The following is a 21,922-nucleotide window of genomic DNA, read 5'->3' on the forward strand; positions in this document are numbered from 1 at the left end:
CAAGCTGCGCAAAGAAGTTTCGCAATCCGTCCAAGGCCGGCCCCACTGAAGCAATCGGGGCGATGACCCCTCTTGTTCATTATAGGAGGATCTGGGCGGAAGATTTTGCCGGGTAGGTAATTCTTGCCGTCAGGCGGCGTTTTTGTCGTTGCCGATCTCGTCGTCGAGACCGAGTTCGGCAAGGATCGCAGCGCGGCGCGCGGCGGCATCGAGCGTCAGGCCGCCTTGCTCCCACGCGATCAGCGCGTCGCCGACCGCCAGCGATGGGTCGGCGATGACCGTCAGCGCCAGACGGCGGCGGTCGCGGCTCTGGCGGGTCGCAATCAGCGCTTCGGTCGGCTCGACCAGATCGGGATGGACGCGGATGTGCAGTTCGGTGCCGCGCGCGACCTGGGTCAGCACGCGGCCGATCGCTTCGTCGATCGCCAGCGCCGGATCGGTTGCCACGGCGCGTGCGGCCAGTCCTTCGGCGGCGGCCAGCGCGACGTCGGCGGCGGCGCGCGAGGTGCGCTGCTCGATCGCCTCGAATTCCTGTTCGACCGCCTCGATCGAGGCGTGCAGCGCATCGGTTGCCGCCAGCATCGCTGCGGCAGTTTCCCCGCGCGCTTGCGCCAGGCCACCCTCAAACCCGTCGGCCCGTGCGACCGCCGTGGCGGTCTCCAACTGCGCCTTCAGCAAATCGATCTCGGCGCGTAGCACGATGATCGTTTCCATCAGGTCGGTCTCGCTCGCGGCCGCGGCTGCTCCCTTGGGAGTGGCGAAGACGCGGTCGAAGGCGAACGGCGTGATGTGGCAGGACGTGTCCATCGAATCTTCCGGTTGCGAGTGCGCGGTCAGAGGATCATCGCATCGTCATTTTTCGGATCGACCAGCATGATCTGACCGCTGTCGGCGAGCTGCTTGGCCAGGCGAACCAGCGAGCTTTGCGCCTCTTCGCATTCGCGCGCGCGGACGGGGCCCATGCCGGCCATGTCTTCCTTCAACAGCTTCGCCGCACGTTCGGTCATGCCCGAGAAGAACAGGTCGCGCATCGCCATCGGTGCGCCCTTCAGCGCCAGCGCCATTTCGCGCTTGTCGGCATTGCGCACGATCGTCGAAATCGCCGGCAGCATGAGATTGCCCAGATCCTCGAACGTGAACATCAGTGCGCGGATACGCTCGGCTGCCTCGGGGGCCTTTTCGTCGAGTGCCGTCAGCATCGCTTCTTCGGTCGCGCGGTCGAGCGCGTTGAAAACCTCGGCCATCGTCTCGTGCGGATCGCGCCGCTGCGATCGCGATAGATTGCTCATGAATTCGGTCTTCAGCGTGCTTTCGACCTCGATCAGCACCTTCTTCTGCACCGTATCCATGCGCAGCATCCGCAGGATCACGTCGACCGAGAGTTCGCGTGGTAGTTCGGCCAGCACGCGGGCGCCGTGATCGGGCTTCAATTTGCTCAGGATCACGGCGACCGTCTGCGGATATTCGTTCTTGAGATAGGTCGCCAGAATCGTCTCGCTGACGTTCGACAGTTTGTCCCACATCGTCCGGCCGGAGGGACCGCGGATATCCTCCATGATTTCCTTGACTCGGTCCTCGGGCAGGATGCCGTCGAGCAGCCGCTCGGTCGTCTCGAACGATCCGTGGAGCGATGCCATGCTCGAAATCTCGCCGGAAAATTGCACGAGCAGATGCTCGACCACGGCAGAGGGGACGCGCCCGAGCTGTGCGATCGATGCCGAAAGTTCGCGGACTTCGTCGTTGGTCAGCTGTTCCCAGATCGGCGCGCCATGATCCTTTCCGAGCGCGAGCATCAAAGCGGCCGCGCGTTCCGGACCACTGAATTTCTTGAGTTCGGCTGGCTGGGAAATCGGCGCCATCATGCTCATTCGGCATCCAGACATATAATGAGGGTTAACGCGCGGAGGCGTCGTCACATGCGTCTATTATAGGATGGATGGAGCATCACGGAGCCGGAGCGGCAAACTCGTGTCGATAAATCTTTCTAGCGGGCTGGGCGCCCTTTCGATGCTTTCGGGCACGAACAGCTATACCGATTTTGCAACACCCACCGCCGCGGAGTCGCCCGCCGTGCGCAAGGCCAAGGCGCAGTTCACGCTCGCGCCGACCACGCCGCCGTGGAAGCAATCGGCCGAAAAGGCGCCAATGTCGGCGCAGATTTCGGCAATCAAGGCGATGAAGAGCATCGTCGACACGAAGATGACGTCGCCGACCGCCGGGTCACCCGACGTGGAGACGACGTTCACTGCCTATAAAGCGCTGTCCAAGCTGCAACTGCTCGCGACTGCCGCTGCGCGGACGACGACGACCGATGCCGAGCGGACTTCGTTGCAGGCGGCGTTCGGCAAGGGGCTGAGCGACCTTCAGACCTTTTTGGGCCAGGCCAAGGCCGACAAGGTCGAGCTGTCGTTCGGCCTGCCCAGCCGACGTGTTGAGACGGTCTCCATTGCGCCGTCTGATCCCACCAAGTTCAGCGGTGCGGGTATCCTCGACCAGCGCAATTCACCGCTGCCGGGGCTGACGGGCAATGAAGTGCTCCGCATCTCGCTCGACAAGCCCGGCGCCAGCGACACCGTCACGGTCGATTTGTCCCAGACGGTCCAGCCGCCGACCCTCAATTCGGTATCCGCCGCCATCAACGCCGGCATCGCTGCGATCCAGCTGCGCAATCCCGACGGCTCGGTCGTGCTCGACAAGGACGGCAATCCCACGCCGCGGTGGCTGGTGCATTTCGTGCCCGACAAGAAATCGGACAAATGGGGTTTTTCGGTGCAGGCGCCGAACGGGGCGGAGCGCGTGTCGATCGATCAGGTCGGGGCGCGGGATTCCCTTGTCGTCGCGAGCGGCCAGACAGCGCTCGATGCGCCGACAGTGACGCAGGTGTCGCGGATCGACGATATCGACGGCCTGATGACGCGTAAGCCGATGAACACGATCGCCGCGATCGACCAGGCGGCGACCGATCGCGCCAAGCTCACCTATGTGAAGCCGCGTACGCTGAAGCCTGTCGCGGGCGTGACACCGCCGGCTCCCGCCGCGCCGACGCCGATCCAGGCGGCGACCACGACACAGGCGATCGCGACCGACGGATCGGGCTTCAGCTATGTCGTGGGCACGTCCGGCGGCAACCTGCAATCGAACCGGCCGGGCGGCAGCGAAGATCTGTTCCTGACCAAGCTGAACAGCGAAGGCGCCGTCGTGTGGCAGCGCAGCCTGGGGGCCAGCGGCGGCGCGCAGGGAGCTGCGGTGGCGGTTGCCGCCAACGGCGATGTCACTGTCGCGGGCACGGTCAACGGTACCTTCAACGATGCGAGCGCTGATGGCGACATGGTGGTCGCGCGCTTCTCCTCGATGGGCGACGAACGCTTTGCGACCGTGATCCACTCAGCCGGCGCGGACCGGGCGAACGCGGTCGCGGTCGGCGCCGACGGCACGATCTTCGTCGGCGGCAAATCCGGAAGCGGTAATGGCGACGCCTTCCTCGCCCGGATCGATTCTGCCGGCAAGGTGCAGGAACGCCGCACGATAGACGGTGGTGGGACCGACAGCGTCACCGCCCTCGTGATCGGCGCAGACGGCAATCTGCTCGCGCTGACCAACCAAAGCGGCGAGGCACGGGTGCGCAGCATCAGCGCGACCTCGCTCGGCACCGATCTCGGCAGCCTGTCGCTCGGTCAGGCCGATGCGCGGGCGATCGCGGTGGCATCCGACGGGACGATCGCGGTGGCGGGCGCGGCAAGCGCGCCGCTGGACGGCGCGCAAGTCAATGCGCCGGGCGGCGGCCGCGACGGCTTCGTCACGCGGATCGACAGCGCGCTAAGCAACGCCAGCACCTCCTACATCGCCACGGCCTCCGACGATCAGGTCGACAGCGTCGCCTTCGTCAATGGCGATCTGTACGTTGGCGGGCGCACGACTGGCGCGCTCGATGGGACCAGGCGCGGCTCGGTCGACGGTTTCATCGGCCGGATCGATGCCGCGACCGGCGCGATCGAGAGCATCACGCAATTCGGCCAGACCGCGCTGCGCACCGAACCGGTGCGCGTTTCGGCGGGCGTTGGCGACGATAGCGTGCTCGGCGCGCTCGGCTTGCACCGCGGCGCGCTTAACCCGGAGGCATCGGTCAAGCTGGTCGCGCAGACCAGCTTGCGCGCTGGCGACGAATTCTCGCTGCGCGTCCAGGGCGGTGCCGCCAAGAAGGTGGTAATCCAGGCCGACGACACGATGACGACGCTTGCCGATCGCATCCGCAAGCTGACCGGATCGGGTGCGACGGTGACGACGGCTTTGGTATCGGGATCGACGGTGCTGCGGATCGAGGCGAAGGCCGGATCGTCGGTCGCGCTGGTCGCTGGGCCGGAGGGCAAGGACGCGCTCGAGAAACTTGGGATGGACCCGACGCGTCTGGCGGTGCCCGTGCTTGCCGCCAAGAATGCGCCGAAGGTGCGACCGGGCGGCAATTACGGTCTCGCACTGACCGAGGCGCTCAACGTCACGACCGCCAAGGATGCGGCGGCGACGCTCAACGTGCTGAAAAGTGCGATCTCGACCACCCAGACCGCTTATCGCTCGCTATATTGGGACGATGGGAAAGCGCGCTTGGTCGACGGCACGAAGCCGGGCGCCAGCACGATGACTCCGGCGCAGGCGGCGCAGCTCGACAGCTATAAGTCGGCGCTCGCGCGGTTGACGCCGGCGGCCAATGGCACCCTCGGCGGTTATACAGGATTCAAATGATGCCAGCTTCGACACCGCCCTTGCTCACCGGGATCGGCCTGGCGATGAAGAACCTGTCCGAGCGGCAGCGCGTGATCGCGCAGAACATCGCGAACAGCGAAACGCCGGGCTTCAAGGCGCGCGAGGTGAATGCGCCGAATTTCTCCAGCCTGCTGGCGGCGCAGGACAGCGGCGGCAAGCCCGCCGTCGCGCGGCCGCACATCACGCTCAGCAGCGGCATGGCCGCGCTCGGCGCGCGTCAGATCATGAGCGGCAATGTGGTCGCCGATCGCGACGTGTCTGAAACCAAGCCCGACGGCAATAATGTCGTGATCGAGGATCAGTTGCTCAAAATGGGCCAGATCCAGGCCGATTTCGCGACGATGACGAGCCTGTACCGCAAGCAGATCGGCTTGCTGAAGGCGGCGATCGGGAAACAGTAAGGGGGCGATTTTGCGCCGGGAATACCGTATCCCTTTCGCCCTGAGCCTGTCGAAGGGCTGCGTCCCGCACGTCGCTCACCGCTTGTCGCGTGGGGCTTCGACAGGCTCAGCCCGAACGGATGTCCGCTCTCACAAACTCGCATTCACCGAAATCGGCGTTGCGCCTTCGCTGCGGGTGACAATTCCGCTCGCGCCATAGATCGCGCTGCGCGAGCCCGACAGGCGGCGTGCTTCATTGGCGACGGCGTCCATCATCTCGGTCGACAGGTCGATCTGGCGTTCGAGGACGGCCGCATTGTCGCGCGCGGCCTCCCCCAGGCGCAGGATCGCCGCTTGCGCCGCATCGCGCGTCTCTTCGTCAAATGCTGCCATCCAGTCCGCGCCGCTGCGTTCGCGCGCGGCGATGATCGTGTCGAGCGTCGCGACCAGTTTGATCTTGGCGGCGGCCATTTCGGCAAAGTCGCTGTGTCGGCCGGGCGCCAGAAGGCGCGCGGTTTCTTCCTCCATGATCGCGGTCAGCGATACGATCGTGTCGATGAAATCAGTCGCCATTGCCGGTTCCTCCCTGCATCTTGATCATCTGTGCGAGCACGGCCGGGGCGAGGCCAATCCCGCCGGTCTTCGCCATTTCGGTGCCGAGTTTTTCGGCGAGAATTCCGCGGAACATCTCTTCGCCATGTCCGCCCGAGAATTGATCCCCGAGCTCGACGCTTTCCATCATCAATTGCGTCATCTGTCCCAGGAACACGGCCTCGAATTTTTCGGCTGTGTCCTTGGCTTTTTGGAGCTTCGGAGCGGCCGGGGCAGGGCTAACCCCGGCGGCTGCGGTGACGGGGGGCAGGGACATCATTGAACCTCGATATCGGCCTGGAGCGCACCGGCGCTCTTTACCGCTTGCAGGATGGTGATCAGATCGCGCGGGCTGACGCCCAGCCGGTTGAGGCCGCTGACGAGCGATTGCAGGGAGGTGCCGCCACCCAGGATGGCGAGCGACTTGCCGCCGCCGTCGTCGACCGCGATCTTGGTGCGCGGCAGGACTTGCGTCGTGCCGTTCGAGAAGGGGGCGGGTTGGGATGCGACCGGATTTTCGGCGATGCTGATCGTCAGCCCGCCCTGCGCGATCGCGACCGGGCTGATCTTCACGTCGGTGCCCATGACGACGGTGCCCGACGCCTCGTTGATGACGATGCGCGCACGCTGATCGACCGTGACTTCGAGATTTTCGATCTCGGACACCAGATTGACCATCGATCCGCCGAGATCGCCGCGTGCGGAGACCTGGACCGTGGCCGGGTCTAGCACTTCGGCGGTGCCGCTGAAGCGACCGTTGATCGCCGCGGCGATGCGCTGCGCGGTGGTGAAGTCGGGGTTTTTCAGCGCGAGCTTCAGGCTGCTTGCCGATTTGAAGGCGAAATTGACCTCGCGTTCGATAATCGCGCCTCCGGCGATCCGCGCCGAGGTGGTTACACCACGCGTGATGCTCGCACCGGCCCCCTGTGCCTTGAAGCCCGACAATGCGACCGGCCCCTGCGCGACGGCATAGATTTCGCCGTCGAGCGCGCGCAGCGAGGAGACGAGCAGCGTACCGCCCTGCAAGCTGCTGGCATCGCCGAGCGAAGAGATTTGCACGTCGATCTGCGAGCCGGCGCGCGCGAAGGGGGGCATCGTGGCGGAAATCGAGACGGCCGCGACATTCTGCGTCTGCATCTTGGTGCCGCGAATGTTGACGCCCATGCGTTCGAGCATCGCCTGCATCAATTCCTCGGTGAAGGGGGCGTTGCGCATCCGATCCCCCGTGCCGGCGAGGCCGACCACGAGGCCGTAACCGACGAGCTGGTTGGGCCGCACATTCTCGATATCGACGATATCCTTGATGCGCGGGCCCGCCTGCGCGGCGGTAGGCGTCAGCGCCGCCGCCAGCGGGAGCAGGATCGCCATCGTCAGATGGGACAAACGCATAAAACACCCCGGATTCGTGGAAAGATCACCATTAGTTTCTTATAGGATAGTATGCGGCAGCAGTGCCTCGCCGCGGGGAGAAACCTTGCGCATCACCGCCAATCCCGCGCTCGTCGCCACCTTGCTGCAAACGGCGCTGCCGAAGGCGGCCGGGTTCGCCGTGGCGGAGAAGATCGCGGCACCGCCCGCCCCGGCAACGCCGGTCGCGCAGCCGGTCAGCGTGGAGATGCTGGTCACGCTCGCCACCGCGGAACCGGCGATCGAGCGCCGTCGCCGCGCCGCGGCCGATGCGGAACGCGGCCTGCGGGCGCTGGAAAGCCTCGACCGTGCGCTGTCGGCGGGTTTGCCCCCGGTCGAGCGGCTGGAGGAAGTCGCTGCGTGGGCGGCCGAAGAACATGCGCCGCAGGAACCCGAACTCGCCGCCTTGCTCAAGGACATCGAACTGCGCGTGCGGATCGAACTGGCCAAGCACGAATATATCGTTTGATCTCGTCGGAGCGCGCTCAGACGCGCTTCTTGGCCAGCCGCATGACATAGCCGATGATTTCCGCCATCGCCTTGAAATGCTCGGTCGGGATCGGGCGATCGATCATGGCGCTGGCGTACAGCGCGCGGGCGAGCGGGGGGCTCTCGACGATCGGCACGCCAGCTTCCTTCGCCACTTCGCGGATGCGCAGGGCGACTTCGTCCGTCCCCTTGGCGACGACGACGGGTGCCGCCATCGCGCCGTGGTCGTATTTCAGCGCGACTGCGTAGTGCGTCGGGTTGGTGACGACGACACTCGCCGTCGGCACCGCCGCCATCATCCGCCGCCGCGAACGCTGGATACCGATCGCGCGGATCTTGGCCTTGATCTTGGGGTCGCCTTCGGCTTGCTTGTGCTCGTCCTTCACCTCCTGCAGCGACATTTTCATGCGGTTGAAGAAGGACCGCCGCTGATAGATGAAGTCGAACGCGGCGATCGCGCCGACCAGCATCGCGACCGATTTGGTCATCGCGCCTACCATGTCGCCCGCGGTCTTGGCGATGGTCAGTGGGTCGGCACCGATCAATTGGTCGAGGCCGGCCAAGCGCGGGCGGACGACCAGCGTCGCGATCGTGATGACCACGACGCATTTGGCGAAGGTCTTGGCGAATTCGATCAGCGCGCGTGGGCCGAGCATCCGGCCAAAACCGGTGAATGGGTTGAGTTTGGAGGGCTTGGGCTTCACCCGCGACCAGGACAATGTGGGGCGGCCCTGCACGAACAGGATCAGCAGCGCAAAGCCGAACAGCACGCCCAGGATCGGCGCAAGCCCGCGAAACAGGGCGAACAGGACGCCGGTCGCGAAAGCCTGGCCGCCGGCGGGCTCGAGCGCATAATCATCGGCGCTGCCCCACAGCCGCACCAGCATCGGGCCGAGCTGCGCCAGCGTCCAGCTGCCCAGGCCCCCCGCGACGACGATCATCGCGATGAACATCACCGCATGGCGCATTTCGGTGGAGGTCGCGACGTCACCCTTTGCGCGTGCGTCGCTTAGTTTCTTGTCGGTTGGGTCCTGTGTTTTCTGGTCTGCGTCGGCCATCGCGCTACACCAGTCCGGTCTGCAGCCAATCGACCATCGCGGACGAATAAGCGGTAAGGATTCCGCCGATCAGCGTCGCGAAAAGCGCAAGGCCAAGCAGCAGGTTGAGCGGCTGGGCGATGAAGAACACCTGGATCGCGGGCGCTAGCCGCGCCGACAGGCCCAGCGCCATGTTGAACACGATGCCATAGATCAGCAGCGGTGCTGCAAGGCTGATCGACAGGCTCATCGCCTTGCCGATGGTCAGGATCGCGAGTTGCGCGAAATCGCTTGCGGGCGGCAACCCGCCGACCGGGAACATCGCGTAGCTGTGCACGATCGCGACGATCCACAAATGGTGGACGCCCATGCCCATGCACACGACGGCGGCGGCGACGGTCATCAGTTTCGACAGGACCGGCGCTTGCCCGCCCTGTGACGGATCGTTGATCAGCGCGGAGGACAGGCCGACCTGCATACTGATCAGCGACCCCGCCATTGCGGCGGCGAGGAACATGATCTTGATGATCATGCCCATCGCGAGACCGGTCAGCATCTCGGCGATGATGATGCCCGGCAGCGCATTGCTGTTCTGGGCAAAGGGCATGATGCGCGGGCCGAGCAGGCCCCACAGGCCCGCCGTCATGCCGAGCGACAGCATCAATCGGATCTTGGCCGGAATAGCGTCGTCGGAGAAGACCGGCAGCAGCATCAGCACCGCGCCGACCCGCACGAACAAGATCAGGAAGGCCGTCCCCTCGATCGGCAGCAATTCCATGTCAGTGCGACACGATCATGGCCGAGATCTGCGTCATGAAATTCGACAGCGCATGGCCGATCATCGGCAGCGACAGCAGCATCACGACACCGATCGCCAGCAATTTGGGGACGAAGGTCAGCGTCATTTCCTGCACCTGCGTCAGCGCCTGGAACAGGCCGATCACCACGCCGACGATCAGCGACGTGATCAGCATCGGCCCGACGATCGTCAGCACCAGGATCATGCCGGTCTTGGCCAGCTCCATCGCGTCGAACGGCGTCATCGTGCGTCAGATCTGCATACGCATGATTTCGGAATAGGCGTTCACCATCCGGTCGCGCACCGCGACGACGGTGTCGAGCGCGGTTTCGGCAGCACCGACCGCGGTCACCACGTCGATCAGATCGCCTTTGCCCGCGACCTGCTTGGCGCTGGCATTTTCGGCGGCGCGCATGTTGCCGGCGGCATCGCTCACGAGCTTCTCGACCATGCTGCCAAAGCCACTCCCGGTGCCCGGCGTGGTTTCGGTTTCGGCGATCTTGGGGATCTTGGTCGCGTCCAGAATCCGGCCATAGGCCTTGGTCGCGTCTAACGCTCCGATCGACATAGTGCGGTTCCTTATTTGAGGAGATCGATAGTGCGCATCGTCAGGCTCTTGGCCGCTTCGATCGCGCTGAGATTGGCTTCGTAGGAGCGCTGCGCCGCCTTCATGTCGGCGCCTTCGACCAGCGCATTGACGTTCGGCTTCTTGACATAGCCGTTGGCGTCGGCGGCCGGGCTGCCGGGCTGATAGACGCGCTGAAAGTCGCTCTTGTCGGCTTCGATCGAGTCCACCCGTACCCCCGCGGCGCCGGTCTGCCGATCGACTTCGGACGAGAAGGTGGGGAGGCGCCGCCGATACGGGTCACCGCCCGGCGTGCGCGCGACCGAGTCCGCATTGGCAAGGTTTTCCGCGATTACCCGCATCCGCAGCGATTGCGCGCGCAGTCCCGATGCGGACACCGCCAGGGTGGTCTTCAAATCCATGCTTCGTCTCCGGCGCCCGATCGGCGCACAGCTCCGTTATAGGCAAATATTGCCTAGCGAGACGCGGAAGCCGGAAAGATTTTCCTATAACTCTGGGGAAGGAGCTTTTTGGCTATGTCCGTCCTCGAGAGCATTTATGTCGATCTGTCGGTCGTCCTGGGATCGGCGCAGGTGCCGATCCGCCAGATCCTGAAGATGGGGCGCGGCGCGATGATCCCGCTCGATTGCGGGCATGACGACCCGACGCTGGTCTATGTAAATGACGAGCTGGTCGCGCGCGGCAAAGTGATGGTCGATGGCGACCAGATGTCGCTCGAGGTGATCGAAATCGTGCAGCGGTCGCGCAGCTGATGGACCTCGCATCGATCCTGCGGACGCTGGGTGGCCTTGCCACGGTCCTCGGCATGTTGAGTGCCGCTTTGTGGCTGGTACGCCGCTATGACATTCGCTTGCCGGGGCGAACCGGCATGACGCGCGCCAGCCGGCTTGAGCTGGTCGAGCGGCTGCCGATCGACGCGCGCCGCTCAGTCGCGTTGTTGCGCCGCGATGGGCGCGAGCATCTCATCCTGATCGCACCGGAGGGGCATGTGATCCTCGAAAGTGCCGTGGTGCGCGATGCGGCTGATTTCGCCGCGGTGCCGCCGGTCGCCGAGGCAGCGCCCGAGGTGCCGCAGTTCCGCGCGGAGCTCGCCGCGGTGGGCCAGGGCTTCGGCACGCTGGTGGAGCGCGCGCGCGATCGCGCCGTGCCGCTGGGTGAATGGCTTGCGCAAGCACTGGTGCAGGCAGTCAAGCTGGCCACGCGTCACGGCCGGCGGATCAGCAAGGGCATCGCAGCGCGTGTCCAGGTTCTCCGCCGAGTGAACTTGCTCCGGTCGATCGGAGCGCGGGCGAGAGAAGGTCTAGCCGAGGCCGGCCGCACGCTTGACGAACGGATCGCGCGGCTGGTCGCCACTATGCGCCCGATGCCGCTGCAGGCGGCTGCGTCGGCACCCGTCGCCGCCAGTCGGGATCCGTTAACGCCGCCGAAGCGCCGAGCCCTGGTTACCGCCGCGCCGCCGTTGCTGCGGCTCATGATCGACCGACCCGCCGCAGCGATGGCGGGAACATATTCGGCATCGGATGATCCCCCTCCGCCGCCCCGCGCCAGCGTGCAGCGAACCGCGACGCGACCGCCAAGCCGCAAACCCGCGCGCAAGGCACGCGCCGCACGGAAAGGGGTGCGTCGTGGCTAAGCTGCGCATCCTGTTGTTCATGCTGGCGGTTACGCTGCCCTCCGCGGCGCTCGCCCAGTCCGCTTCGGTCGATCTCGGCAAGGGCTCGGTATCGGGTCAGGCGATCACGCTTGTCATGATGTTGACCGTGCTCAGTCTTGCGCCGGGCATCCTGATGACCGTCACGTCCTTTACGCGGATCATCGTCGCCTTGTCGCTCTTGCGCACCGGCATCGGCGCGCAGGGGGTGCCGCCCAATCCGGTGCTGATCAGCCTGGCGCTGTTCCTGTCGTTCTTCGTAATGGCACCGACGTTTCAGCAGGCCTACGACAAGGGCGTGACGCCCTACACCGAAGGCAGGCTGACCGAGAAACAGGCGTTTACCCGCACGTCCGAGCCGTTCCGCCAATTCATGCTGAAGCATGTGCGCAATGACGATCTGCAGATGTTCACCGATCTGTCGGGCAAGCCTGCGCCGACGCGCGCGGACATTCCGCTTACCACGCTGATGCCGGCGTTCATGATCTCCGAGCTGCGCCGCGCGTTCGAGATCGGATTCCTGTTGTTGCTGCCGTTCCTGATCATCGATCTGGCGGTGTCGGCGGTGCTGATGGCGATGGGCATGATGATGCTGCCACCGCCGACGATCGCCCTGCCGATGAAGATCATCTTCTTCGTGCTGGTCGATGGTTGGGCGTTGGTGGCAGGATCGTTGATCAGGAGTTTTGGGACGACGTAGCGGGCTGATCGGCGCCGGCAATCGCTCGGCGCTGTTCGTTGGCCAGCCAGCGTGAGAGATCGTCGAACGCGATCATCTCGACGAAGGCTAGGCCGACGAAGCCCGCTTTGACCCAGCGCACCACCGCGCGCCGCGGGTCAAGCCCCGGGATGCCCAACACGACTTGATCGCCAAGCTCCACCGTACCCGAGGCCGCGATGCGCGCCCCGCCGAGCGAGATGTCCTGCAAGGTGCCAGACAGCAGATGCCCGTTACGCCGCAGCGTCACCGGGCACCGCGTTGCCAGACGCAGCGAGCGCGGTAGATGTGCCTTGGCATTGCGCACCGGCGGCTTCAGCAATTCGGCGGGATCAACCGCTTCGTCGAAGCGCAGCCCGATTTCGGGATGGCGCGACCAGACGACGACACCCTCGACGATCGCGCCGTTCTTGAGCTCGACGCGCGCGCGCTCGCCGGTCTCGACCGGCGACAGCGTCTCGATCCGCATTCCGCCCGAGGACAGGTTTCGGACGCGGCACAGATCGTCGCGGCTGGCGGTCGACAAGCGGGCGATGAGCAGGATCGTGGTCAGGCGCGCTTCGCGCGGGGCCAGGACGGGCGCGTTCGTCACATACGGCGACGGGGTCATGGGGGAACTCCTCTTTCGGCCGGGGGTGGAACATTCGAGCCTGGGGTCATGCCGGCGTCGCCGTCATGATCACTGCGCGCTTCACGATCTTGCCGCCATACGCCTCGGCGGCGGAGGTCATCACGACCTTGCGGAACACCGCCAGATCGGGAAGCATTCCGCCGGGGCCGCTCGTCATCGGCGTGCGGTACGTGCGCATGTTGATCGCATCCATCAGCAGCGGCAGGCGCGTGGTGACGAAATCGACCTCGTGTTCGTCGGTCTCGAGCTGGACCTCGAACTGGACATAGCCCGCCAAACGCCCATCGGCCGATACCAGGGGGGCGAGGATCTTGCCGGTCGGTACGAATGCGGTTTCGACCTTCGGATGCGCGGCCTCTTGCGTTGCCGCAGGGGGCGGCAGCAATTGCCGCACCCCGAAGGCCGCGCCGCCACCGACGCCAAGCCCTGCGACCAGCAGGACGGGGATGAGAAGGGCGGTTTTCACTGGGCGGCCCGATCAGAATTTGAAACTGGCATCGCTGGGCAGCGCGGGTGCAGCGCCCAAGGCGACGATGGTGATGCGGCGGTTTTCCGGCCGGTTGGGTTCGCCCGGATAGACCGGCTGCGTGCCCGCCAGCGCGACGACTTCGGCAAAGCGATCGGGCGTAAGGCCCGCTGCGATCATCGCGGCTCGCGCGGCGAGCGCGCGGTCGGCCGACAAGCGCCAATTGGCTTCGCTCTGTCCGCCGGTCGCATCGGTATGTCCCTCGATCGCGATCTGCGCGCCCGATTTCGTGAGCTTGCGCGTCAACGCGCCCAGCATCGCCGCGGCAAACGGATTGAGCACGGCGGTCGTGCCCACGAACATCGGGCGCTTGGCCGTGTCCATCAGGCTGATGCGGACGCCGTCGCGGTCGGGCTCCACCTTGATGTTGTCCTGCGCGCCCTCTGCCGCTGTTTGCAGCGCGACGCGCATTTCCTGCGCCATCACGCGCATCGATGCGTCGGGGATGTTGGCCGTACCGCCGCGCGAGATGCCGCTCTTGGCGGATTCTGCGGACGGTTGGCCGGTGGTCTTGGTGTTGTCGGCCTGCGCGCGGCGCGTGCGCCCGCCCAGCCCCGGCTGGTCGCCGGGGTTGTTGGTCAGGGTTGTCGAGGATGAAGCGTTGGACGTTGACGGCGAGAAATACTCGGCCAGGCCCTTCAATCGCTGCTTATCCGGGTTGGCGAGCAACCACAGCAGCATGAAGAACGCCATCATCGCCGTCACGAAATCGGCATAGGCGACTTTCCACGCGCCGCCGTGATGCGCCGCATGGCCCCCCTTCTTGATCTTGCGGATGACGATCGGCGGCTGGTTGACCGGGGCGCGTGCCATCGCGGATCAGGCCGCGACGGACAGAGCGGACCGCAGCTTGTCCTGGACGATGCCCAAGCGCACCTTGCTGATCGCCTCCAGCGACCCCGATCCGTTCGCCATACGGTCGATCAGGTCGGCGCTTTCGTCGGCACGCTGAATCACCAGATCGAACGTCTGGAGCTGCTCCATATAGGCCATTGCGAAGGCTTCGTCGGACACCAGCGTGTCGGCGAGCAATTCGATGAGGGCGCGCACGTCCCGAATTTCCGCGGCAATTGCGAGATAGAGCGACGCGGCGAGGTCGTCGATATGTGCCATGCTCTAAAGCACCTGTACCAGAGAAAAGGGGGACGACTGGGCGGTCATCAGAACAGCTCGAGGTCGCCATCATTGCTCATCGGCAGGGCCGGCGGCGTGATGAGCTTCGGAATTTCGGCGACCGCGCGCGAGCGAGCCTTGCCCTCATACGGCACGAATTCGACTTTGCGGGCGTGGGTGCCACCAAGATCGCAATGGCCGATCGCAATTCCTTCCGTTTCCATGAAGCGGCGCGCGAAGTCGGCATTGCTGCTACCGATCGACCCGAGCCCCGCCACGATGTTAGCGCCGCCGTAGAGATGCGCACGGAACCGCGAGCGAACCCCGCCCCGGCGCATCAATTCGTTGATCAGCAATTCCATCGCGTGGACGCCGTAACGCGCCATGTCGCGGCTGTTGACGTGGTCATCCTTGCCGGGTTCGCCGAGCAGGAAGTGGTTCATGCCGCCGACGCGACCGACCGGGTCCTGCAGGCATACCGACACGCACGACCCGAGCAGCGTCGAAATGACGACATTGGGTTCGCCCGAAACGAAGCTTTCGCCCTGTATGATGGAGACGCGGCGCATGGGATCAGGTCAACTCGCCGAAGACGCGCTCGATTTTTTCCTTCAGCGCCGCAGCGGAGAAGGGTTTGACCACGTAATTGTTGACGCCGAGGCCCGCCGCCTTCTGCACGATCTCGCGATCGGCCGAGCCGGTGAGCATGATGAACACGGTCTTCCCGATCACGGCGTCCTTGCGGACTTCCTCCAGGAATTGGAGGCCGTCCATGTCGGGCATGTTGTAATCGGAGATGATCAAATGGACGCGGTCGGCCCGGATCGCGGCGAGTGCCTCGACCGGCCCGGCTTTGTCCCGGACGTCCTTGAAACCGAGATCCTGCAAGGTTCGGCGGATCATAGCGCGCATACTGGTCTGATCGTCGACCACCATGACTTTGATTGCGGCTGCGGCTGGCATCGATCGCTCCCAAAACTTACTTGCGGCATGCGCCGAGGATCGCCTCGGCCATTGCGGACAGATCGACTTCCCGATTGACCGCGCCCAGCGCGAACGCGGCACGCGGCATTCCGTAAACCACGCATGTCTCGCGCGACTGGCCGATCGTCCGTGCGCCGGCCTGGCGCATCGCGAGCATCCCTTCGGCCCCGTCAGACCCCATGCCGGTCAGCATGACGCCGACCGCAGCGGATCCGAGCTGGCTGACGGAGTGGAACAGCACGTCGATCGAGGGGCGGTGCCCGCCGACGGGATCACTTGCCCGGAGTTTGATCCGTCCGTGAATGCCGCCTGCGAGTTCCATGTGCGTGTGTCCCCCTGGTGCAATATAGACGGTTCCACGGGTGATCGGCGTGCCGTCCTGCGCTTCCACGACGCGTAACGCGCATTCCTTGTCGAGCCGGGCGGCGAACCCTGGCGTGAACGCGGCTGGCATGTGCTGGACGATCAAGATCGGCGGGCAATCGACCGGCAACGCCTTGAGAATCGAGAACAAGGCCTCGACACCGCCGGTTGACGCGCCGATCGCGATGATCACGTCGCGCAGCGATCCGGGCGCCGACGCCTTGACCGGGACGACGCTGTCGGGCGCCCGGCGCGCCTTCGAACGCGCGGCCGCCTTTACGGTCGCGCACAACCGGGCCGAATCCTGCTCGATCTCAAGCGGATTGCCGGTCGGCTTTGCGATGCAATCGACCGCGCCAAGGCGCAGCGCCTCGATCGTTGCCTCCGCACCACGCGCAGTGAGCGTCGAACACATCACAACCGGCATCGGTCGCAGCCGCATGATCCGTTCCAGGAAGGACAGGCCGTCCATTCCCGGCATTTCGATGTCGAGCGTGAGAACGTCGGGATTGAGGTCCTTGATCATCGCGCGCGCGGCATTGGGCTCGGGCGCGAGGCCGACGACCTCGATTTCCGGATCGGCAGAAAGAATACGTTTGAGCGCAGCGCGCATCGACACGCTGTCATCAACGATCAAAACACGGACGGGCGTGCCGCTCATCGCGTTGCTCCATTATGTTTGCGATAGATCGTCTGACCGCAATTGGTCATGCCGCTGGTCGCGGGACCGATCAGACGTTCGGAATGGCCAATGTAGAGATAACCGCCGGGGGCGAGCTGGGCGACGAAGCGCGCCTCGAGCTCTTCCTTGGCAGCATCGTCGAAGTAGATCATGACATTGCGGCAGAAGATGACGTCATATTGCTGTCGCATCGGCCACGGGTCGAACAGGTTGAGCACGCGCGCGGTGACCAGCGAACGGGCCTCCTCCGCCATCACGAAATCCGGGCCTGCGGGCCGCATCCAATTCGAGCGGTACGCGGCGGGCACCGGTTCGACGGTCTCGGCCGAATAAACGCCGCGCCGCGTGCTCTCGACGACATGCGGCGCGAGATCGGTGGCGAGCAACCGCACGTCGCCGTGCCGCAGCCAGGATGCGGAGGTGCGGTCCTGCCCGAGCAGGCACATTGCGATCGTGTAGACTTCCTCGCCGCTCGAACAGCCGGCCGACCAGATCCGCACCGGCTGGCTCCGCGCACGCTCCTGCAGCCAGGGCAGCGTGGTTTCGCGCAGATGCTCGAAATGGTGATTTTCGCGGAAGAAATGCGTGTGATTGGTGGTCAGCGCGACCATCATAGCGGAGCGTTCGACGGGATCGGATTCGACCAGCCGGACATAATCGCGGAACGTCGCCAGGCCATGATCGCGCAAGCGACGGCTAAGCCGCGACTGTACCAGCGTCGTCTTCGCCGTGGTGAGGTGAATCCGCGCGTCGGTCTGCATGATCCGCGCGATCGCGGCGAACTCGGCACCACCGAGCTCGGCCGAAACCGATGCGCGTAATGCGCCTGATCCGCCGCCATCGGCGCGTGTCGCCGCGTCGTGCATCACGCAGCCAGATCGAGATGACGCGTCAGGCTGAGAGCGTCGAGATCGAGCAGCAGCACCATCCCAGCGGCCTCGGCCTGGGCACCTTCCTGGGCACGCGGCACAACCTGGATCAGGCCGGCGATCACGTTCTGCTCGCCGATCTCGACGTCCGGTGCCGGTTGTACGTCATCGTCGTTGATCACGATGATGTCGGCGACTTCATCGACCAGGAAACCCGCCTGTTTGCCCGCAATGGTGACGACAAGAATGCAGGAGCGCGCGTGCAGCACGCTCGGCGTCCAGCCGAGGCGTTCGGCGAGGCCGACAACCGGGACAACCGTGCCGCGCAGGTTGGTGACGCCCTTGATGAAAGCCGGGACGCTGGGCAGCGGCGTCGGTTCTTCCCATTCGCGGATTTCGATCAGCGCCTTCATGTCGATGCCGAACATCTGTTCGCCGAGCGAGAAGGTAACGATCTTGCGTTCACCGGGGGTGTTGAGAGTGCTCATGCCGCCAATCCTTTGAGGGGGAATTTAGAATTTACCTGGCCGTGCGATGCGACCAGCGCGTCGATGTCGAGGATCAGAGCGATCGACCCGTCGCCAAGGATGGTCGCGCCGCCGAGGCCGCGGATCGGGTGGAGGTTCTGCTCGAGGCTCTTGATCACCACTTCGCGACGATCATCGATCGTATCGACCATGATGCCGACGTTGCCGGCAGTCTCGCTCTCCACGATGATGACGAGCAATTCCTCCGGGGTGCGGCGCGTGTCGGGCGCGAAGCCGAACAGGTCGGTCAGGCGCTTGACCGGCAGGTAGGCACCGCGCAGCTCGATCACTTCGCTGGTAGGCGTCATCGCGCGGACCTGGCCGGGCTCCGGCCGGACCGTCTCGATCACGTTGGCGAGCGGCAGCACGAAGCGTTGCCCGGCGAGCCGCACGATCATCCCGTCCAGAATGGCGAGCGTGAGCGGCAGGATCATCGTGAAGCACGTGCCCTGGCCTGGGGTCGAGGTGATGTCGACGCGACCGCCGAGTGCCTCGACGTTCGATCGCACCACGTCCATCCCGACGCCACGGCCGGAAATGCTCGAGATCGTCTCGGCAGTCGAAAATCCGGGGGCGCAGATGAGCTGGTCGATTTCCTCGTCGGACAGCACTGCGTCCGCCGGAATGATGCCCTTTTCGACCGCCTTGGCCTTGACGCGAACGCGGTCGATGCCCCGGCCGTCATCGCTGACCCGCACGAAGATGCGCGCGCCTTTTTGTTCGGCCGACAGGGTGATCTGGCCCTCGGGCGACTTGCCTGCGGCCACACGGTCGGCCGGCTTCTCGATGCCGTGATCCATCGCATTGCGGATCATGTGCGTCAGCGGATCGCCGATCTTCTCGATCACGCCCTTGTCGACTTCGGTCGTTTCCCCGCTGATTTCCAGCACGACCTGCTTACCGGTCTCGGCCCCCAGGTCACGCAACATGCGCGGCACGCGGGAGAAGGCCTGGCGGATCGGCTGCGCGCGCAGCGACATGACATTGTCCTGAATCTCGCGCGTGAGCCGTGCGAGTTCGGGCAATTCGACGCGCTCCTGATCGGCCGGCGAAAGCCGGTCGGACAGGATCGAGCCACGGATCACCAGCTCGCCGACCAGGTTGAGCAGCATGTCGAGCTTGGTCAGGTCGACGCGGATGGTCTGCTGCACCGGGTCCATCGGCCGCGGTTCGGGCGGCGCGGCAGGGGCGGGCGCGGCGGATGCGGCAGCAGCAGCGGGGGCTTTCTCGACCAGGGTCAAGGTCGGCGCAGTGGCGACCGGGGCCGGTTCCGACGCCGGCTCAGGTTCGGGCGCTGCGACGGCGCGCGGCGCGGTTTCCGCGCGAGTGATCTCCACTCGCGAATCCGGTGCTACGAAGTCGAAGCACTCGGCGATCGCGCTTTCCTCGATCGTTCCCGGTACCGACATGATCCAGACGAGGTAGCTCTCTTCGGGGTCAAGTTCGCGCAACGGGGGCAGGGCCGATGAATCGACGCCCACGATCGTGCCGCCCAGCCGTTCCACTTCGCGCACGCTGAGCAGGGGTTCCGAACCGTTGGCGAGTGCGGCGCGCGACGGTGCGAAATGCACGGTCCACGGCGCAGGCGCTTCGGGTTCCAGGTCGAGCGCAACCTCGACCGGCTCGAAGCCGAACGGATCGATTTCCTCGACTGGCGCGGTTACGGGCGTGAACCCGAATTCGTCGGCCACCGGCGCGACCGGTTCGGGCGCGGCCTCGGCGGCCGGTGCGCCGCCATCGGCGACGCCCTTGTTGGCCAGGATTTCCTCAAGAGCCGCAAGCACGGCCGCATCGTTCGGCAGCGCGCAGGTACCCTGCGCCGCCCCGACATGGTCGGTCAGGATATCGAACGCGCTGAGCATCACCTTGGTGACGCCGGGCGTGGCGGGAATGCGTTCGGCGCGTACTTCGTCGAGCACGTTCTCGAAGCAGTGCGAGAAGGCGCGCAGCGCCTCATGCCCGAACGCGCCGGAGCCGCCCTTGATCGAATGCACCGCGCGGAAAACGCCTGCGATCACCTCTTTCGAGACGTCGCCAGCCGCCATTGCCGACAGACCCTGCTCGGCAACGACCAGCCCTTCGGCGCATTCTTCGAAGAAGATGCCCTGGATCTCGTCGAGTTCCTCGCTCACGGGCAGACGCGACGAATGGCCGCCCCCAGCTTCTCGGCGTCGAACGGCTTGGTAATCCAGCCGGTCGCACCGGCCGTGCGGGCGCGCGCCTTCTTCTCGTCCGAGAATTCGGTCGACAGCACCAGGATCGGTGTGCCGCGGAAGTCCGACACCGCACGAACGGCCTCGATCAGCTCGAAACCATCCATCTTGGGCATGTTGATGTCGGTGATCAGCAGATCGGGTTTGACATCGTGCATCCGTTCCAGACCGTGAACGCCGTCATTGGCGCTCTCGATGCGAAAACCTTGCGCGGTCAGCGACGTCTTCAGCAGCATCCGCATGCTGGCCGAGTCATCGACGGTAAGGATGAGTTTGCTCACAGGGACATTTCCTTTCCGGCCGACAGGCCGATCACTTCGGCCAGCTGGCAGCCAATGACACGTTCTGAAAAAGCGGCGCTCGCGCCGATGAATTCGAAGGGATGATCGTTCTGCAGCGCGTCTTCACGGGCCGCGATCAGCAGCTGCAGCACGGCCTGACCGACGCTGAGCAGCTCCGACGCGTCGATCGAGGTGGAGGCGGCGGTATCGGCCGCGAGCACCAGTTCGGCACGGAGTGCCTCGGCCGTCACCGTGGCGCCGTGGCCGGTCAAGCGGATCACGCCTGGGTCGGTCACGTCGGCCAGCGGCACCACGACCGTGGCGGCGGGCTCCTCCAGCTCTGGCAGGAGGTCAGGCGGGTTGGGCGTTAAGGTCATTTTTTGCCTCATCGAGAGTTTGCTCGAGTTGCTGGAAGGAGGGGGCGAAGCTGGACGGAACCATCCGCCGGGCGATGTCGATCGCGACCTGGGTGGGCAGTCCCTGCGCGTGCGCGACGATCGCGGTCTTGACGATGGCGAAGGGCTTGCAGTCATCCTCGACGACCGAGAGCAGCTTCGATGCGAGCGGACCGACCAAGCAGTAGGCCAGCAGCACGCCCAGGAAGGTGCCGACCAGCGCGCCGCCGATCATCGCGCCGAGGACCTCGACTGGCTGATCGATCGACGCCATCGTCTTGATCACGCCGAGCACGGCGGCGACGATGCCGATCGCGGGCAGGCCGTCGGCCATCATCTGCAGCGCGGTCTGCGGTTGCAGTTCCTCGGCATGATGCTTGTCGATGTCATTCTCCATCGCCTCCGAAAGCTGGTTCGGGTCTTCGAAGTTGATCGTCATCATCCGTAGATAATCACATATGAAATCAATGAGATGATGATCGGCGAGCAAGCGCGGATAGGGTTTGAACAGCCGGCTTTCGGCCGGATTGTCGAGATGCGGTTCGATCCCCGTCGCGCCGCCCTTCTTGAAGGTCGACAATAGACCGAACAGCAGCGTCAGGAGATCGCGATAGTCGCTGTCCTTCCAGCGCGAGCCCTTGAAGGACCGCAGCAATCCCTTGCCCGCGCTCTTCACGGTCGCCAGCGAATTGCCGACGATGAACGCGCCGATCGCGGCCCCGCCGATCGCCATCAATTCATGCGGTAGCGCTTCGAAGATGACTTCCATCTTGCCGCCCGACATCAAAAAGCTGCCGAACACGCACCCGAGAATGAGAAGGAACCCGACACCGTTTAACATGACACGCCGCAACTCTCCGGACTGAACGCTATGCTTTACTTATAGGAGACGGCACGTCGCGGCGGTGCGCGTGCGGCAATT

The 21,922-nt window shown here is 65.1% G+C and carries 29 protein-coding genes; 6 read left to right on the plus strand and 23 right to left on the minus strand.

Annotated elements, in window-relative coordinates; all coding sequences use genetic code 11:
- Positions 1–129 precede the first annotated feature (129 nt).
- The gene (locus tag AB5I39_RS13335; RefSeq protein WP_404367709.1) at positions 130–807 is read right to left on the minus strand and encodes a FliH/SctL family protein; all 678 of its coding nucleotides are present in this window, start codon (positions 805–807) and stop codon (positions 130–132) included.
- Positions 808–833: 26 nt separating this feature from the next.
- Entirely contained in the window at positions 834–1,868 is a 1,035-nt protein-coding gene (fliG, locus tag AB5I39_RS13340; RefSeq protein ID WP_404367712.1) for a flagellar motor switch protein FliG, read from the minus strand.
- 139 nt (positions 1,869–2,007) lie between these two features.
- Between fliG and AB5I39_RS13345 the strand changes: the two genes are divergently transcribed.
- Entirely contained in the window at positions 2,008–4,737 is a 2,730-nt protein-coding gene (locus AB5I39_RS13345; RefSeq protein WP_404367714.1) for an SBBP repeat-containing protein, read from the plus strand.
- Positions 4,737–5,159: a flagellar basal body protein gene (locus tag AB5I39_RS13350; protein WP_404367717.1), complete on the plus strand. Its 423-nt coding sequence runs from the start codon at positions 4,737–4,739 to the stop codon at positions 5,157–5,159. The genes AB5I39_RS13345 and AB5I39_RS13350 overlap by 1 nt, the downstream gene beginning before the upstream one ends.
- 129 nt (positions 5,160–5,288) lie before the next feature.
- Here the strand turns inward: AB5I39_RS13350 and AB5I39_RS13355 are convergent, their stop codons facing one another.
- Genes AB5I39_RS13355 through AB5I39_RS13365 form a run of 3 tightly spaced genes read right to left on the minus strand, consistent with a single transcriptional unit; the run spans position 5,289 to position 7,118 of the window.
- Positions 5,289–5,711, minus strand: a complete 423-nt coding sequence (locus tag AB5I39_RS13355; protein WP_404367719.1) for a flagellar biosynthesis protein FlgN — start codon at positions 5,709–5,711, stop codon at positions 5,289–5,291.
- Complete coding sequence (locus tag AB5I39_RS13360; RefSeq protein WP_404367722.1) at positions 5,701–6,009, minus strand: rod-binding protein; 309 nt, start codon at positions 6,007–6,009, stop codon at positions 5,701–5,703. Before AB5I39_RS13360 ends, AB5I39_RS13355 begins: the two co-directional genes overlap by 11 nt.
- Positions 6,006–7,118 carry a flagellar basal body P-ring protein FlgI gene (locus AB5I39_RS13365; protein ID WP_404367724.1) on the minus strand — a complete coding sequence of 371 codons (1,113 nt, stop codon included), beginning with the start codon at positions 7,116–7,118 and terminating at the stop codon, positions 6,006–6,008. Before AB5I39_RS13365 ends, AB5I39_RS13360 begins: the two co-directional genes overlap by 4 nt.
- A gap of 85 nt (positions 7,119–7,203) precedes the next feature.
- Between AB5I39_RS13365 and AB5I39_RS13370 the strand changes: the two genes are divergently transcribed.
- Positions 7,204–7,605, plus strand: coding sequence for a flagellar assembly protein FliX (locus tag AB5I39_RS13370; RefSeq protein ID WP_404367727.1), 402 nt, complete (start codon positions 7,204–7,206; stop codon positions 7,603–7,605).
- Positions 7,606–7,621: 16 nt separating this feature from the next.
- On the opposite strand, the gene flhB is transcribed toward AB5I39_RS13370, so the two are convergent.
- The 5 genes from flhB to flgC are packed head-to-tail and all read right to left on the minus strand — an operon-like array spanning position 7,622 to position 10,448.
- The gene (gene flhB, locus AB5I39_RS13375; RefSeq protein WP_404367730.1) at positions 7,622–8,683 is read right to left on the minus strand and encodes a flagellar biosynthesis protein FlhB; all 1,062 of its coding nucleotides are present in this window, start codon (positions 8,681–8,683) and stop codon (positions 7,622–7,624) included.
- 4 nt (positions 8,684–8,687) lie between these two features.
- Positions 8,688–9,440 carry a flagellar biosynthetic protein FliR gene (fliR, locus tag AB5I39_RS13380; protein WP_404367733.1) on the minus strand — a complete coding sequence of 251 codons (753 nt, stop codon included), beginning with the start codon at positions 9,438–9,440 and terminating at the stop codon, positions 8,688–8,690.
- A gap of 1 nt (position 9,441) precedes the next feature.
- Positions 9,442–9,705 carry a flagellar biosynthetic protein FliQ gene (locus AB5I39_RS13385; RefSeq protein ID WP_404367736.1) on the minus strand — a complete coding sequence of 88 codons (264 nt, stop codon included), beginning with the start codon at positions 9,703–9,705 and terminating at the stop codon, positions 9,442–9,444.
- A gap of 6 nt (positions 9,706–9,711) precedes the next feature.
- Positions 9,712–10,029 carry a flagellar hook-basal body complex protein FliE gene (locus AB5I39_RS13390; RefSeq protein WP_404367739.1) on the minus strand — a complete coding sequence of 106 codons (318 nt, stop codon included), beginning with the start codon at positions 10,027–10,029 and terminating at the stop codon, positions 9,712–9,714.
- A gap of 11 nt (positions 10,030–10,040) precedes the next feature.
- Positions 10,041–10,448, minus strand: coding sequence for a flagellar basal body rod protein FlgC (flgC, locus tag AB5I39_RS13395; RefSeq protein WP_404367741.1), 408 nt, complete (start codon positions 10,446–10,448; stop codon positions 10,041–10,043).
- 114 nt (positions 10,449–10,562) lie between these two features.
- On the opposite strand from flgC, the gene AB5I39_RS13400 reads away from it, so the two are divergent.
- Genes AB5I39_RS13400 through fliP form a run of 3 tightly spaced genes read left to right on the plus strand, consistent with a single transcriptional unit; the run spans position 10,563 to position 12,398 of the window.
- Positions 10,563–10,799: a FliM/FliN family flagellar motor switch protein gene (locus tag AB5I39_RS13400; protein WP_404367744.1), complete on the plus strand. Its 237-nt coding sequence runs from the start codon at positions 10,563–10,565 to the stop codon at positions 10,797–10,799.
- A complete protein-coding gene (locus AB5I39_RS13405) occupies positions 10,799–11,680 on the plus strand; it encodes a flagellar biosynthetic protein FliO (RefSeq protein ID WP_404367747.1) in 882 nt (293 codons plus the stop codon). Before AB5I39_RS13400 ends, AB5I39_RS13405 begins: the two co-directional genes overlap by 1 nt.
- Before the next feature lie 19 nt (positions 11,681–11,699).
- Entirely contained in the window at positions 11,700–12,398 is a 699-nt protein-coding gene (fliP, locus tag AB5I39_RS13410; protein ID WP_404374153.1) for a flagellar type III secretion system pore protein FliP, read from the plus strand.
- Here the strand turns inward: fliP and AB5I39_RS13415 are convergent.
- From AB5I39_RS13415 to motA, 13 genes are read right to left on the minus strand one after another with little or no spacing between them, the layout of a single operon-like run.
- A complete protein-coding gene (locus AB5I39_RS13415; protein WP_404367750.1) occupies positions 12,376–13,026 on the minus strand; it encodes a PilZ domain-containing protein in 651 nt (216 codons plus the stop codon). The genes fliP and AB5I39_RS13415 overlap by 23 nt on opposite strands.
- A 46-nt stretch (positions 13,027–13,072) precedes the next feature.
- Positions 13,073–13,513, minus strand: coding sequence for a hypothetical protein (locus tag AB5I39_RS13420; protein WP_404367753.1), 441 nt, complete (start codon positions 13,511–13,513; stop codon positions 13,073–13,075).
- A 12-nt stretch (positions 13,514–13,525) separates the two neighbouring features.
- Positions 13,526–14,386, minus strand: coding sequence for a flagellar motor protein MotB (locus tag AB5I39_RS13425; protein ID WP_404367756.1), 861 nt, complete (start codon positions 14,384–14,386; stop codon positions 13,526–13,528).
- A gap of 6 nt (positions 14,387–14,392) precedes the next feature.
- Positions 14,393–14,686, minus strand: coding sequence for a hypothetical protein (locus AB5I39_RS13430; RefSeq protein WP_404367758.1), 294 nt, complete (start codon positions 14,684–14,686; stop codon positions 14,393–14,395).
- A 47-nt stretch (positions 14,687–14,733) separates the two neighbouring features.
- Positions 14,734–15,255 carry a chemotaxis protein CheD gene (locus AB5I39_RS13435; protein WP_404367760.1) on the minus strand — a complete coding sequence of 174 codons (522 nt, stop codon included), beginning with the start codon at positions 15,253–15,255 and terminating at the stop codon, positions 14,734–14,736.
- Between the two features lie 4 nt (positions 15,256–15,259).
- Positions 15,260–15,649 (minus strand): response regulator, encoded by a 390-nt coding sequence (locus AB5I39_RS13440; RefSeq protein ID WP_404367762.1) that lies wholly within the window; start codon positions 15,647–15,649, stop codon positions 15,260–15,262.
- 16 nt (positions 15,650–15,665) lie between these two features.
- Positions 15,666–16,694, minus strand: coding sequence for a chemotaxis response regulator protein-glutamate methylesterase (locus AB5I39_RS13445; RefSeq protein ID WP_404367765.1), 1,029 nt, complete (start codon positions 16,692–16,694; stop codon positions 15,666–15,668).
- Positions 16,691–17,581, minus strand: a complete 891-nt coding sequence (locus tag AB5I39_RS13450; RefSeq protein WP_404367768.1) for a CheR family methyltransferase — start codon at positions 17,579–17,581, stop codon at positions 16,691–16,693. The genes AB5I39_RS13445 and AB5I39_RS13450 overlap by 4 nt, the downstream gene beginning before the upstream one ends.
- A complete protein-coding gene (locus tag AB5I39_RS13455) occupies positions 17,581–18,072 on the minus strand; it encodes a chemotaxis protein CheW (protein ID WP_404367770.1) in 492 nt (163 codons plus the stop codon). Before AB5I39_RS13455 ends, AB5I39_RS13450 begins: the two co-directional genes overlap by 1 nt.
- Positions 18,069–20,243, minus strand: coding sequence for a chemotaxis protein CheA (locus AB5I39_RS13460; protein WP_404367773.1), 2,175 nt, complete (start codon positions 20,241–20,243; stop codon positions 18,069–18,071). The genes AB5I39_RS13455 and AB5I39_RS13460 overlap by 4 nt, the downstream gene beginning before the upstream one ends.
- Complete coding sequence (locus tag AB5I39_RS13465; protein WP_404367776.1) at positions 20,240–20,605, minus strand: response regulator; 366 nt, start codon at positions 20,603–20,605, stop codon at positions 20,240–20,242. Before AB5I39_RS13465 ends, AB5I39_RS13460 begins: the two co-directional genes overlap by 4 nt.
- Complete coding sequence (locus tag AB5I39_RS13470) at positions 20,602–20,982, minus strand: STAS domain-containing protein (RefSeq protein WP_404367779.1); 381 nt, start codon at positions 20,980–20,982, stop codon at positions 20,602–20,604. The genes AB5I39_RS13465 and AB5I39_RS13470 overlap by 4 nt, the downstream gene beginning before the upstream one ends.
- The gene (gene motA / locus AB5I39_RS13475; RefSeq protein WP_404367782.1) at positions 20,957–21,841 is read right to left on the minus strand and encodes a flagellar motor stator protein MotA; all 885 of its coding nucleotides are present in this window, start codon (positions 21,839–21,841) and stop codon (positions 20,957–20,959) included. The genes AB5I39_RS13470 and motA overlap by 26 nt, the downstream gene beginning before the upstream one ends.
- Positions 21,842–21,922: the final 81 nt, after the last annotated feature.

Origin of the sequence: Sphingomonas sp. MMS24-J45 (genome assembly GCF_044881195.1) — a bacterium.
GTDB lineage: Bacteria > Pseudomonadota > Alphaproteobacteria > Sphingomonadales > Sphingomonadaceae > Sphingomonas.

What these genes read in the sequence shown, in the direction of transcription:
- AB5I39_RS13335 (WP_404367709.1), bottom strand. Translation starts at nt 807, where the DNA reads ATGGACACGTCCTGCCACATCACGCCGTTCGCCTTCGACCGCGTCTTC.
- fliG (WP_404367712.1), bottom strand. Translation starts at nt 1,868, where the DNA reads ATGAGCATGATGGCGCCGATTTCCCAGCCAGCCGAACTCAAGAAATTC.
- AB5I39_RS13345 (WP_404367714.1), top strand. Translation starts at nt 2,008, where the DNA reads ATGCTTTCGGGCACGAACAGCTATACCGATTTTGCAACACCCACCGCC.
- AB5I39_RS13350 (WP_404367717.1), top strand. Translation starts at nt 4,737, where the DNA reads ATGCCAGCTTCGACACCGCCCTTGCTCACCGGGATCGGCCTGGCGATG.
- AB5I39_RS13355 (WP_404367719.1), bottom strand. Translation starts at nt 5,711, where the DNA reads ATGGCGACTGATTTCATCGACACGATCGTATCGCTGACCGCGATCATG.
- AB5I39_RS13360 (WP_404367722.1), bottom strand. Translation starts at nt 6,009, where the DNA reads ATGATGTCCCTGCCCCCCGTCACCGCAGCCGCCGGGGTTAGCCCTGCC.
- AB5I39_RS13365 (WP_404367724.1), bottom strand. Translation starts at nt 7,118, where the DNA reads ATGCGTTTGTCCCATCTGACGATGGCGATCCTGCTCCCGCTGGCGGCG.
- flhB (WP_404367730.1), bottom strand. Translation starts at nt 8,683, where the DNA reads ATGGCCGACGCAGACCAGAAAACACAGGACCCAACCGACAAGAAACTA.
- fliR (WP_404367733.1), bottom strand. Translation starts at nt 9,440, where the DNA reads ATGGAATTGCTGCCGATCGAGGGGACGGCCTTCCTGATCTTGTTCGTG.
- AB5I39_RS13385 (WP_404367736.1), bottom strand. Translation starts at nt 9,705, where the DNA reads ATGACGCCGTTCGACGCGATGGAGCTGGCCAAGACCGGCATGATCCTG.
- AB5I39_RS13390 (WP_404367739.1), bottom strand. Translation starts at nt 10,029, where the DNA reads ATGTCGATCGGAGCGTTAGACGCGACCAAGGCCTATGGCCGGATTCTG.
- flgC (WP_404367741.1), bottom strand. Translation starts at nt 10,448, where the DNA reads ATGGATTTGAAGACCACCCTGGCGGTGTCCGCATCGGGACTGCGCGCG.
- AB5I39_RS13400 (WP_404367744.1), top strand. Translation starts at nt 10,563, where the DNA reads ATGTCCGTCCTCGAGAGCATTTATGTCGATCTGTCGGTCGTCCTGGGA.
- AB5I39_RS13405 (WP_404367747.1), top strand. Translation starts at nt 10,799, where the DNA reads ATGGACCTCGCATCGATCCTGCGGACGCTGGGTGGCCTTGCCACGGTC.
- fliP (WP_404374153.1), top strand. Translation starts at nt 11,700, where the DNA reads ATGCTGGCGGTTACGCTGCCCTCCGCGGCGCTCGCCCAGTCCGCTTCG.
- AB5I39_RS13415 (WP_404367750.1), bottom strand. Translation starts at nt 13,026, where the DNA reads ATGACCCCGTCGCCGTATGTGACGAACGCGCCCGTCCTGGCCCCGCGC.
- AB5I39_RS13425 (WP_404367756.1), bottom strand. Translation starts at nt 14,386, where the DNA reads ATGGCACGCGCCCCGGTCAACCAGCCGCCGATCGTCATCCGCAAGATC.
- AB5I39_RS13430 (WP_404367758.1), bottom strand. Translation starts at nt 14,686, where the DNA reads ATGGCACATATCGACGACCTCGCCGCGTCGCTCTATCTCGCAATTGCC.
- AB5I39_RS13435 (WP_404367760.1), bottom strand. Translation starts at nt 15,255, where the DNA reads ATGCGCCGCGTCTCCATCATACAGGGCGAAAGCTTCGTTTCGGGCGAA.
- AB5I39_RS13440 (WP_404367762.1), bottom strand. Translation starts at nt 15,649, where the DNA reads ATGCCAGCCGCAGCCGCAATCAAAGTCATGGTGGTCGACGATCAGACC.
- AB5I39_RS13445 (WP_404367765.1), bottom strand. Translation starts at nt 16,694, where the DNA reads ATGAGCGGCACGCCCGTCCGTGTTTTGATCGTTGATGACAGCGTGTCG.
- AB5I39_RS13450 (WP_404367768.1), bottom strand. Translation starts at nt 17,581, where the DNA reads ATGCACGACGCGGCGACACGCGCCGATGGCGGCGGATCAGGCGCATTA.
- AB5I39_RS13455 (WP_404367770.1), bottom strand. Translation starts at nt 18,072, where the DNA reads ATGAGCACTCTCAACACCCCCGGTGAACGCAAGATCGTTACCTTCTCG.
- AB5I39_RS13470 (WP_404367779.1), bottom strand. Translation starts at nt 20,982, where the DNA reads ATGACCTTAACGCCCAACCCGCCTGACCTCCTGCCAGAGCTGGAGGAG.
- motA (WP_404367782.1), bottom strand. Translation starts at nt 21,841, where the DNA reads ATGTTAAACGGTGTCGGGTTCCTTCTCATTCTCGGGTGCGTGTTCGGC.